This is a genomic window from Bradyrhizobium arachidis, assembly GCF_015291705.1.
Taxonomy (GTDB): domain Bacteria; phylum Pseudomonadota; class Alphaproteobacteria; order Rhizobiales; family Xanthobacteraceae; genus Bradyrhizobium; species Bradyrhizobium arachidis.
On sequence record NZ_CP030050.1, the window covers coordinates 3,846,977 to 3,858,715 of the forward strand.

General features: G+C 64.3%; 9 protein-coding genes and 1 pseudogene. 8 read left to right on the forward strand and 2 right to left on the reverse strand.

The genetic code is table 11. The features are described 5' to 3' along the window. Positions 1-19: 19 nt before the first annotated feature. The 3 genes and pseudogenes from WN72_RS17740 (at position 20) to WN72_RS17750 (ending at position 4,940) form a co-directional block, all read left to right on the forward strand. A pseudogene (locus WN72_RS17740) lies at positions 20-2,771 on the forward strand (decarboxylase). Between the two features lie 18 nt (positions 2,772-2,789). After that, positions 2,790-4,490 (forward strand): aspartate:alanine exchanger family transporter, encoded by a 1,701-nt coding sequence (locus WN72_RS17745; protein WP_027559034.1) that lies wholly within the window; start codon positions 2,790-2,792, stop codon positions 4,488-4,490. 15 nt (positions 4,491-4,505) lie between these two features. Beyond that, positions 4,506-4,940: a hypothetical protein gene (locus WN72_RS17750; RefSeq protein WP_092217482.1), complete on the forward strand. Its 435-nt coding sequence runs from the start codon at positions 4,506-4,508 to the stop codon at positions 4,938-4,940. Positions 4,941-5,011: 71 nt separating this feature from the next. Here WN72_RS17750 and ppk2 read toward each other — a convergent pair whose 3' ends face one another. Next, positions 5,012-5,833, reverse strand: a complete 822-nt coding sequence (ppk2, locus tag WN72_RS17755; RefSeq protein ID WP_244553830.1) for a polyphosphate kinase 2 — start codon at positions 5,831-5,833, stop codon at positions 5,012-5,014. 25 nt (positions 5,834-5,858) lie between these two features. After that, positions 5,859-6,314: a hypothetical protein gene (locus tag WN72_RS17760; protein WP_092217481.1), complete on the reverse strand. Its 456-nt coding sequence runs from the start codon at positions 6,312-6,314 to the stop codon at positions 5,859-5,861. A 165-nt stretch (positions 6,315-6,479) separates the two neighbouring features. Here WN72_RS17760 and WN72_RS17765 point away from each other — a divergent pair, with 165 nt between their 5' ends. The 5 genes from WN72_RS17765 to WN72_RS17785 all read left to right on the forward strand — a co-directional run bounded on the left by WN72_RS17765 (position 6,480) and on the right by WN72_RS17785 (position 11,672). Next, positions 6,480-6,896: a hypothetical protein gene (locus WN72_RS17765; protein ID WP_035729965.1), complete on the forward strand. Its 417-nt coding sequence runs from the start codon at positions 6,480-6,482 to the stop codon at positions 6,894-6,896. After that, a complete protein-coding gene (locus WN72_RS17770; protein WP_027559039.1) occupies positions 6,889-8,124 on the forward strand; it encodes an HlyD family secretion protein in 1,236 nt (411 codons plus the stop codon). Before WN72_RS17765 ends, WN72_RS17770 begins: the two co-directional genes overlap by 8 nt. A gap of 22 nt (positions 8,125-8,146) precedes the next feature. Next, positions 8,147-8,560, forward strand: coding sequence for a hypothetical protein (locus WN72_RS17775; RefSeq protein WP_027559040.1), 414 nt, complete (start codon positions 8,147-8,149; stop codon positions 8,558-8,560). A 136-nt stretch (positions 8,561-8,696) separates the two neighbouring features. Beyond that, positions 8,697-10,580 (forward strand): sensor histidine kinase, encoded by a 1,884-nt coding sequence (locus WN72_RS17780; RefSeq protein WP_231164320.1) that lies wholly within the window; start codon positions 8,697-8,699, stop codon positions 10,578-10,580. 111 nt (positions 10,581-10,691) lie between these two features. Further along, positions 10,692-11,672, forward strand: coding sequence for an ABC transporter substrate-binding protein (locus tag WN72_RS17785; protein ID WP_027559042.1), 981 nt, complete (start codon positions 10,692-10,694; stop codon positions 11,670-11,672). Positions 11,673-11,739 lie beyond the last annotated feature (67 nt).

Consider the following 11,739-nt stretch of genomic DNA (forward strand, 5'->3'; position numbering starts at 1 on the left):
CAGGAATTGGGAGAGACCTATGTCCAGAGAGCCCAAGGCCGCGCAGAAGCGCATTGACCAGTTCTTTTCCGGACCCGGCGCGCGGGCAGACGACTGGCGTGACCTGGTCGAGGCCGCGAAGACCTGGGCTCGGGTGGGCAATCGCGCGGCCTTCGACGCAGCGCTGGCCGAGCTCTCCGTCACCGAGGAGTATCATGGCTATCCCGGTCTGCAACTGATGGCCGCGCTGCGGGAAGCCGCGGCCGCCGGCGACGGGCCGACCTCGTTCGCGCTGGCGACCCGCATCGCGCAGGCGCTGTCGACGCGATCCTTCCGCCAGCATGCCGGCGACTGGAGCGCGAAGGACGATGGCAATGGCGACGTCGCCGAGCTGGTGCCGCCGACCTTCGGCGCGCACACCGCGCGCCGGCCCTATTTCGAGACCCTGATCGTGACAGGCGTGTCGTCCAGCCAATGGCCGGCACTGGCGGCCGAATGGCGCAATGCGGCGGCCGGTCGATGCGTTCGTCTATGAGCCAGTGATCGTCGGCAGCCTGGAAGATGCCTTCTGCGCGACCATGCTCAACCCCAACATCGCCGCGGTCATCATCAACGAGGGCTTTGGCCTGCGCTCGCGGCACGATGCGCCGGTGCTGCGTTCGATCACGGCTGCGGCCGGAATCAATGATGAATCCGATGCTTCCGCGCTGCGGCTCGCTCAGATCATCAAGCGCGTCAGGCCCGAGCTCGACCTTTACATGATCTCGAACCGCGACGTCGAAGAGCTTGCGGGCAATCCGGAAGCCAACGTCGTCCGCCGCATCTTCTATTCGGTCGAGGAATTGCTGGAGCTGCATCTGTCGATCCTCGAAGGCATCCAGGATCGCTACGACACGCCGTTCTTCGACAATCTCAAGAAATATGCGCAGCGCCCGATCGGGACGTTCCACGCGCTGCCGATCGCCCGGGGCAAATCCATCTTCAAGTCGGACTGGATCCGCGACATGGGCGAGTTCTACGGCCCGAACCTGTTCTTGGCCGAGAGCAGCGCCACCACCGGCGGCCTCGACAGCATGCTGGAGCCGACCGGCAACATCAAGAAGGCGCAGGAGAAGGCGGCGAGGGCGCTCGGCGCCGATCGCGTCTTCTTCGTCACCAACGGCACCTCGACCTCGAACAAGATGGCGGTGCAGGCGCTGCTGGCGCCAGGCGACATCGCAATCGTCGACCGCAACTGCCACAAGTCGCATCATTACGGCATGGTGCTGGCCGGCGCCCAGCCGCTCTATGTCGAAGCCTTCCCGATGACGGAATATTCGATGTATGGCGCGGTGCCGCTGAAGACGATCAAGCAGGCGCTGCTCGGTGCCAAGGCCGACGGTCGGCTCGACCGCGTCAAGATGCTCGATCTCACCAACTGCACCTTCGACGGCCACATCTACAACACCTGCCGGGTGATGGAGGAATGCCTCGCCATCAAGCCCGACCTGATCTTCCTGTGGGACGAGGCCTGGTTCGGCTTCGCGCGCTTCTCGCCGTTCCTGCGCCGCCGCACCGGCCTTGGCGCCGCCAACGAGATCGAGGCCTGGATGCGCGACCCCAAATCGGTCGCCGCCTATGAGAAGCAGCAGGCCGAGCTCGGCAAGAACCCGTCGGACGAGGTGCTGCTCAAGACCCGGCTCATTCCCGATCCCAGGCAGATTCGCCTGCGCGTCTACCAGACCAACTCGACCCACAAGTCGATGTCGGCGATCCGGCAGGGCTCCATGCTTTCGGTCAAGGACGTCGAATTCCACACCGTCGAGCAGCAGTTCAAGGAAGCCGTGTTCACCCACGCCTCGACCAGTCCGAACCAGCAGCTGATCGCCAGCCTCGATATCTCCAGGCGGCAGATGGAGCTGGAAGGCTATGGCCTCGTCGCCAATGCGATGGAGATCGCCTTCGCCATCCGCCAGGCGGTCAACAACAATCCGCTGATCTCGAAATATTTCCGCGTGCTCAGCGCCGACGCCATGGTGCCGGCGCAGTATCGCCAGAGCGGCTTCACCGATTATCTCGCGGCCGGCGTGAACTGGGTCAATACGCTCAAGAGCCTCGACGAGGACGAGTTCTGTCTCGATCCGACCCGCATGACGCTGGTGTGCGGCATGGCCGGCTATGACGGTACCCAGTTCAAGGGCATCCTGGCCAACGAGTACAACATCCAGGTCAACAAGACCTCGCGCAACTCGGTTCTGCTCCAGTCCAACATCAACAATACCCGCAGCGACGTCGCGCATCTCGTGCGCGTCCTCGCCGAGATCGCGGGCGAGGTCGATCGCGCCCTCGCGCAGGGCGGCGCCAACGCGAAGAAGACCTTCGAGGCGCGGGTCAAGAGCCTGATGACCGATGTGCCCGACCTGCCGAACTTCTCGCACTTCCATCCGAGCTTCCGCGGCGATGCCGGCAGCAAGACCAACGAAGGCGATATCCGCACCGGCTTCTATGCCGCCTATGACGTCGCTGGCTGTGAGCACATCCGCCTCAACGATCCCGAGATCGATCGGCGCCTGAAGGCGGGCCCCGAACTCGTCTCGGCGAACTTCGTGATCCCGTATCCGCCGGGCTTCCCAATCATGGTGCCCGGTCAGGTCATCACCCAGGAGACCATCGACTTCATGCGCAAGCTCGATGTGAAGGAGATCCACGGCTACGACGCCAAGGAAGGGCTGAAGCTCGTGCGCACGGAAGCCTTGGCGAAGCTCGGCCGGCCGAAGCCTGGTGCGCAGCCCAAGCTCAAGGCCGCCTCATAGGACTTGGAGGGGACGACCATGCACGCGTTTTTCACGTTCCTCCAGCAGAACCCGTATCTGCTGCTGTTCTTCGTCGTCGGTCTCGCCGTCTATATCGGCCGGGCCAGCATCAAGGGTTACGGCCTCGGCATGGTCGCCGGCGCTATCGTGGTCGGCGCCGGCCTGTCGGTGTGGGCCTCCACCTATGGCGTCAAGCTCGAGCTGAACAATTTCGCCAAGAGCCTGTTCTACTATCTCTTTATGTACGGCGTCGGCCTGCGCGTTGGCCCGTCCTTCATCAACAGCCTCAGGGGCGACGGACTCAAATTCTGTCTCCTGGCCGTCGTGTCGAGCGTGATCGGCCTCTCGCTTGTCGTCATCGGCGCCAAGATGTTCTCACTGCCGCCCGGCGCGGCCGGCGGCATGCTGGCGGGATCGCAGACCATGTCGGCGGCGATCGGTTCCGCCGAGCAGGCCGTCACCTCCGGCGTCGTCAAGCTTCCAGCCGGGATGAAGCCCGAGGAAGCCTCCGGCATGATCGCGCTGTCCTACGGCATCACCTACATCTGGGGCACCGTCGGCATCATCCTGATCTGCAAATATCTGCCGCGCTGGTGGGGCGTCGATGCCAAGGCCGCCGCCAAGCAGTATGAGACGGAATTCGGCGTCAAGGATCTCGAAGGCGGCGGCCTGACCGGCTATCGCCAGTTCGGCCTGCGAGCCTACCGGCTGGAAAACCCGGCGACGGTCGGCATGACCATCGCCAAGTTCCGCGCGATCAATCCGGAATACCGGATCGTCAATGTGGGGCGCAACGGCGTGCCGCAAGGAGCCGATCCCGAGTTCGTGCTGCAAAAGGGCGACGTTGTCGCGCTCGGCGGCGCGACCGAGCACCTCACCGAGAAGATGGGCCTGATCGGCCCGGAGGTCGCCGATGCCAAGACGCTGGGCATTCCCATGGACCAGGCGGAGATTCTCGTCACCAACAAGGAGATGGTGGGACGCACCTTCGAGTCCTTCCGCGACACCGCGATCGCCGGCCAGTTGCAGGTCACCAAGGTCGAGCGTGGCGGCGTGCAGATTCCGGCTGGTCTCAAGACCAAGCTGGAGCGCATGGACATCGTCTCGGTGGTCGGCCTGAAGTCCGCCGTCAACGAGCTCGGCGAGATGTGGGGCCGCATCGCGCGGGCCAACACCTCGACCGATCTGCTCACGCTCGCCGTCGGCATGATCGTCGGGTTCCTCATCGGCATGATCGAGTTCCCGGCGTTCGGTGCCAAGATCGGTCTCGGCAATGCCGGCGGCCTGTTGCTGTCCGGTGTGATCGTGTCCTCGGTGGTGTCGCGGCTGCGCTTCTTCGGCAATACGCCGAACGCGGCCCGCAACGTGCTGGAGGATCTCGGCCTCGTCGTCTTCGTCGCCATCGTCGGCGTCAACGCCGGGGCGGGTCTGCTGGCGCAGCTCACCGGTGCGGTGGCGCTGAAGATCTTCCTGGTCGGCTTCATTGCCTGCACCATCCCGCCCTTCATCGTCTGGGCGATCGGCTACCACGTCTTCAAGATCAACCCGGCCGTGCTGATGGGCGGCGTTGCGGGCGCGCGCTCGCATTCCGGCCCATGCCGCGAGGCCGCGGTCGAAATCCAGAGCTCCGTGCCGTGGATCGGCTTCCCGGTCGGCTATGCCGTCTCGGGCATCCTGCTCACGGTGTTCGGTTACTTCGCGATGATCCTGGCTCAATAGGGGAAAGAAAACGTCATGAGAAAATTGACCTTCGGTGCCGTCCTGGTTGCCTCGCTGGTGGGTGTTGCCGGCTTCAGTCCGCCGGCGAGTGCGGAGACCGGCCAGGTTGCCGTTGTCTTCACCAAGGGCGGATTCATCGTCGGCGTCGGCGGCGGGGAGGGCGTTCTGGTTCTGAGGGGCAAGAAATATCCCTTCACCGTCTCCGGCATGAGCGTCGGCTTCACGGTCGGGGCGTCGACCACGAAGTTCGTCGGCCGCGCGCTCAATTTGAGGGGGCCGGCGTCGATCGAAGGCTCTTATGCAGTGGGCGGCGCCGGCGGTGCCGTCGCAGCGGGCGCAGGTGCCGTGCAGTTGCAGAACGCCAATGGCGTGATCCTGCAGCTCAGCGGTCCCCGGGTCGGGGCGGAAGTGTCGGCGGCGGTCGGCGGCGTCACGATCAAGCTGAAGTAGCTCCGGGAGGAGGGCGCCAAGGCAAACGGGCTGCGTCACCGCAGCCCGTTTCCCATTTCAATCCATACGTTTCAGTATCGTTCCTCGACGAACTTCAGTCCGCGCAGGCTCGCCTGGTCGTTGTAGCGTCCCTTGTGCGACCGCGGCGGCAGCTTGATCTTCTCGCGCTTGACCTTCTTGTATGGGATCGTTCTCAGGATGTGCGAGATGACGTTCAGCCGCGCGCGCCGCTTGTCATCGGAGCGGATCAGCCGCCACGGCGCATGCTTGGTATCGGTCGCCTCGAACATCATGTCGCGTGCGCGGGAATAATCGTACCAGCGCCCGAACGACTCGGTGTCCATCGGGCTCAGCTTCCATTGCCGCAGCGGATCCTCGATCCGCGCCGTGAAGCGGCGTTCCTGCTCCTCCATCCCGACCTCGAGCCAGAGCTTGATCAGGACGATGCCGGCGTCCACGGCGAACTTCTCGACCAGCGGACACAGTTCCAGGAAGCGCTTGTGCTCGGTCGGAGAGCAGAAGCCCATGACATATTCGACGCCGGCGCGGTTGTACCAGCTGCGGTCGAAGATCACGATCTCGCCGCCGGCGGGGAACTGCTCGATATAGCGCTGCAGGAAGAGCTGGGATTTCTGCCGGTCAGAGGGCGCGGGCAGGGCGCAGACACGGAACACGCGCGGGCTGACCTTTTCCGTCAAGGCCTTGATGGTGCCGCCCTTGCCGGCGGCATCGCGCCCCTCGAAGATGATGATCACCTTCAGTTTCTCGGCCCTGACCCATTCCTGGAGGTGACACAGCTCGACCTGGAGCTTTTCGAGCTCCTTCTCATAGTCCTTCCGCTTCATCTTCTCGGCGGGGGCGTGCTTGTTCTCGGCGCGGGCGTCCATGGCCATGCCTGTCCTTTCGCTGTTGCGAGCGCTACTCGTCGCCCCATGAAATCGTCACGCCGATGTCGCCGGGCATGCCGCCCGGAAAATCGATGATCTGATAGGCGATGCGATAGCCGCGCGGCTTCAGATAGTCGGTCCAGAGCTGGAAGATCTCCTTGGGGATGCCGGTCAGCGTGTTCTCCCAACCTTTTTCCATCTGATTGATGGCGCGCCCCTTGTCGGTGCAGAGCGTATTGGGGAAGCGGTACACCATGACCTCGGAGAGACCGTTTCGCACCGCACGCTGGATGATGGTCGAGGCGAGCTTGATTTTCTCCTCCTCGGTCTTGCCGGACGGCTTGCTCAGGCGCTCGATCAGGGCAAGCTTCTCGGCCTCCGCTGCGGCGGCGAGGCGGACATATTCTTCCGCCTTCTGGGCTTCCTTGAGAGCGGCTTCCTTGCGGATTTGCGTGGCGTTTGGAATGAGATCGTCGAGGCCGGGCATGGCTGCGGCTCCCTTTCGGTGTGCAATCGGCATGTCGCGGACGCTAGGTCCGGTAGCCGGCATTCCCTTGATTCAAATCAAGCAAATTGGGAAGCTGCCTGAACACAGTGCCGCAAGTGCACGTTCGCCGACTGGGAGAGACGCTTGAGCGACCAGCTTCATCCGATGGCCCCGCACCATCTACCGTTCTATCTCGCGCCGGGGAGCGGGACCGACACCCTGATGGTGGTGATGGGCGTATTCCTGATCGGCACCGTACTCTGGGTCGGCACGCTCTATTGGAAGCTGCACAGCCTGCCGGAGCGAATGGCGCACAAGTCGCAGAAATTGCAGTTCGAATTGGTGGCGGTGCTCGGCCTGATCTCGCTGTTCACGCACATGCATATCTTCTGGGTTGCAGGCCTCTTGCTTGCGCTGATCGATATCCCCGATTTCGGAACGCCGCTGCGCAGCATCGCCGATTCCGTCGAGAAGATCGCCGACGCGACGCCGGGCCAGGACGAAGCGCTGATGGAGGCCGGTCCTGCGCCTGCTCCGGCGGACAAGCCGGACGTCGCCAGGAAGGAGCGCAGCCATGCTTGAGCTCATGATCTGCTCCCTGGTGACGATCCTGCCGGATTACCTCTACCGCCGTTACGTCCAGGGCAAGCGCTTCGGCAAGGAGATCACCTTCTTCTCGGTCTGGTACGAGCTGCGCTGGGGCATCACGGGATGCCTGATGCTGACGGTGTCGCTGATCACCATGATCTTCTATTTCCATCCCTCCACATCGAGCGCGACGCTTTATTTCCGTACCGTGCCGGTCATGCCGGTCGGCGTCGCCGGCCGCGTGGCTGAGGTGAACGTCGGCTTCACCCAAGCGGTGAAGAAGGGAGACGTGCTGTTCAAGTTGGACGGTGCCAAGCAGCAGGCGGCCGTCGAGACCGCCAAGCGAAAGATTGCCGAGGTCGATGCATCGACAGTGTCAGCGAAGGCCGACGTCGTGAAGGCCGAGGCGCAGATCGGCGAAGCCAAAGCCAACCTGCAGCAGGCCAAGGATGAGCTGGACGTCAAGAGCGAGCTGCAGCGTCGCAATCCCGGCATCGTGCCGCAGCGGGACATCGACAAGCTGCAGGTGCTCGTAGACCAGCGGCAATCCGGCGTGGACGCCGCAAATGCAGTCAAGGAATCGGCGGTCTTGCGCGTCTCGACGCTGTTGCCCGCCGAGAAGGCCAGCGCCGAGGCCGCGCTGGCTGAGGCGGAGGTGCTTCTGGATCAGACGATCATTCGCGCTGGCGTTGACGGGCGGGTCGAGCAATTCCTGCTGCGCACCGGTGATGTCGTCAATCAGCTGTTGCGCCCGGCAGGGGTGCTCATTCCGGATGGTGCCGGTAGAAACATCCTGCAGGCCGGCTTCGGTCAGATTGAGGCCCAGGTGATGAAGCCGGGTATGGTCGCGGAGGCGACCTGCATCTCCAAGCCGTGGGTTATCATCCCGATGGTGATCACAACGGTGCAGGACTACATCGCCGCCGGTCAGTTCCAGGGCGGACAGCAACTGCTCGAGGCCCAGAACGCGGTGAAGCCTGGTACGATCCTCGTATTCCTGGAGCCGCTCTATAAGGGCGGGCTGGAGGGCGTCACGCCCGGCTCGAGCTGCATCGTCAATGCCTATACCAGCAATCACGAGGAAATCTCCGCCAAGGACACGCCGAGCGGCCGGAAGTTCGCGCTCCACGTCGTCGACGCCACCGGCCTCGTCCACGCGCTGCTGCTGCGCATCCAGGCCTTGCTGCTGCCGATCCAGACGCTGGTGTTGAGTGGGCATTGAGCTCGCGGGAGGGAATCTCGAAATGAACTTGCGCAAAATGATTGCGTTCGGTGCAATCCTGCTGGCTTCGCTGCTTGAGACGTCAGGCCGCGCCGATGCACTCGACCTCAACGGCGCATGGGTCAGCGATGCCGACAATTGCACAAAGGTGTTCGCGCGTAACGGCACCCAGATCGGATTCACCGACATGTCGGATGTCTATGGCGGGGGATTCATCATCAACGGCGACCAGATCGTCGGCAAATTTGCGCGCTGCCGGATCAAGGCCAGGAAGGACAACGGGCCATACGTCAACATGGTCGCGGCATGCGCGACCGATATCATGCTGTCGAACGTCCAGTTCAGTCTCAGGGAGTTGGATGCCAACAGCCTCATTCGGCTGTTCCCGGGCATGGATGACATCGAAATTCGCTATCACCGCTGCACGACGAAATAGCGACGACGTTCGTCACAAGGGCGTGGATGGGGGCGACCGCTTGCGCCGGTGCCCTGTCCGTGTCCCGCAATTGCCGCTAGGATTGCCCGGCAAGCAGCCGTTCGGGCGCTGCGGGGATTGGAGCATGAGCGGGCGCATGTCCACTGACGCGGTCAGGCCACGGCACGCAGCGGCTGCGCTCCTTTGTCTTGCCCTGCTCGTTGCCGCGTGCATGTCGCTCGCGCCGGCCGCTGCGGCCGAGCGGAGCCTGCGCGGCGAGCTCAAGCGCGTGCTGCTGCTGCATTCCTTCGGCCGCGAATTCCGGCCGTGGAGCGAGTTCGCGCGCAGCATCAAGGCCGAGCTCGAGCAGCAATCGCCGTGGCCGCTCGACATCCAGGAGCACGCGCTGCTCACGGCGCGCTTCAACAATCCCGGTCCAGAGGCGCCCTTCGTCGAGTATCTGCATTCGCTCTACCAGGGGGCAATGCCCGACATCGTCTTGAGCATCGGCGCGCCTGCCGCCCGGTTCGCGCAGCGATACCGCGCGCGGCTGTTTCCCGACACGCCGCTTATTCTGTCCACGGTCGAGCAGCGGCTGGTGAATCGCGCCGATCTCACCGACAACGACGTCGTCATCGCGGTCCGCAACGATTTCATGGCCGCATTCGACAACATCCTGCAGCTCTTGCCGGACACCAGGACGATCGCGATCGTGATCGGCGCCTCGCCGCTCGAGAAGTTCTGGGTCGAGGAGGTGAAGCGGGAGCTGAAACCCCTGGGCGAGCGGGTCGAGCTCGTCTGGTATTCGGACCTGCCGTTCGAGGAGATCCTGAAGCGCGCAGCGAAGCTGCCGCCGCACACCGCGCTGTTCTGGGGGCTGATGTCGGTCGACGCGGCCGGGATCGTCCACGAGAGCGACATCGCCCTGCGCAGCCTGCATGCCGTCACGAATGCGCCGATCTTTTCCTACCAGGACCCATTCTTCGGCGGCAGCACCGTCGGGGGACCGATGCATTCGGTCGCGGAAACGAGCTCCAGAACCGTGAGCGCCGCGATCCGGATTCTCGGCGGCGAGAAACCCGGAAACGTCAAATACGAGCCGATCGGCTTTGCGCCGCCGCGATATGATTGGCGGGAATTGCAGCGCTGGGGCATCAGCGAGAGCCGTCTGCCTCCCGGCAGCGAGATCCTGTTTCGCGAGCCGAACATCTGGGAGCGCTATCGTTGGCAGATGTTGCTGATCACGGCCGTCTTCCTGGTCCAGGCGGGTCTGATCAGCGGCCTTCTGCACGAGCGTCGCCGCCGCCGGTTCGCCGAAGTGGAATCGCGCCAGCGCCTCGCCGAGCTCGCGCACGCCAACCGCTATTCAGCCGTCGGCGAGCTGACGACGTCGATTGCCCACGAATTGAACCAGCCGCTCGGCTCGATCCTGACCAATGCCGAGACGGCGGAGCTCATGCTCAAGAACCCGTCGCCAGACATGGACGAGATCCGGCAGATCCTCGCCGACATCAGGCGCGACGATCAGCGGGCGAGCGAGGTGATCCGCAGGCTGCGCAGGGTGCTGAGGAAGACGCCGTTCGAGGTCGGCGAGATCGAACTCAACGACACGGTGCGCGAGGCGATCGGCCTGGTGACGGCCGTCGCCGATGGACGCCGGATCGTGCTGACCTACACGCCTGCTCTGACGCTTTTGCACGTCAGGGGCGACCCGGTGCAGCTCCAGCAGGTCGTTCTCAACCTGATCATCAATGCGATGGATGCGATGTCCGATGCCGGCATGAAGAAGCGCGAGGTCCGCGTGACGACGGTGCGCGCCGGCAGCTACGCCGAGATCAGGGTTGCCGATACCGGTCCGGGGATCGCGTCCGCCGATCTCGGCAGTGTCTTCAACCCGTTCTTCACGACCAAGCCGGAAGGCATGGGGATGGGGCTTGCGATCGTCAAGACCATCGTCGAGGCCCATCACGGCACGATCCGCGTCGAGAACCAGCCATGGGGCGGCGCGCAGTTCACGATCCGCCTGCCGCTGCTCGACTGACGGCCGGTATCTTGATCTCGATCAAGCCTTGGGGCCTGGCGAGGCCGTTTCCTTTCGCCGCTGCGCCATGACCGGGGCGGGGGCGGGCAGGGATCGGGGTGGTGGGAGGCGATGAGACGCCGTGAGTTCATGTCGCTGATCGGCGCGGCGGCTGCGTTTCCGGTGCTGGCGAGGGCGCAGGACCGGCTGCCGTCCGTCGCTGTCCTGACCGGCAATGTCCCGGGCGATACCGGCGCGCAGATGCGGGTCGATGCCTTTCAGCAGGGCCTTGCCGACCGCGGCTGGATCGCCAACCAGAACTACCGGCTCGAGGTGCGCTGGCCGGGCCCGAGCCCGGCACGGCAGCAGGTGGAGGCGCGCGAGCTGATCGCCGGCGCGCCGGACGTGCTGCTGTCGACCAGCACCGGAACGACGCGCGCGCTGCGCGACGCCACGCAGAACATTCCGATCATCTTCGTCGGCCTGTCCGATCCCGTCGGGACAGGCCTCGTCGTCAACCTGGCGCGGCCGACGGACAATCTCACCGGCTTTTCGCTCTATGAGCATTCGATGAGCGGGAAGTGGCTGAGCCTGCTCAAGGACATGGCACCCGGCATGACCAGCGCCGCGCTGCTGTTCAATCCGGACTCCTCTCCTTACGCGCCGTTCTATCTTCAGGCTGCGCATCAAATGGAAAGCCGTCTCGGCCTTCAGGTCACCGGCGCCAGCGTTCGCAGCGGGCCTGAGATCGCAGCCGTGATCGAGGCTGCGGCGCGCAGCGGCGGCGGCCTCGTCGTGCTGCCGGACGGCGGCTTCTTCGGACCGCAGAGCCAGATGGCGATTGCTCTCTTGGCGCAGCGCCGCGTGCCCGCGATCTTCGCCGTCCGCTTCTACGCGGTGAACGGCGGGCTGATGTCCTACGGCGCTGATCTCACCCAGCAGTTTCGCGATGGGGCAGGTTATGTCGACCGCGTCCTGCGCGGCGCGGAGATCCGCACATTGCCGGTGCAGTTCGCCACCAGGTTCGAGCTCGTCATCAACATGAAGACCACCCATGCCCTCGGGCTGACCGTTCCGAACCGGCTGCTGCTGGATGCCGAGCTGATCGAATGACGCGCCGCCGCAACGGCGCACGCGCGCCGTTTCGTTGATCTCGATCAATAAATGTCCATCGCTCGGC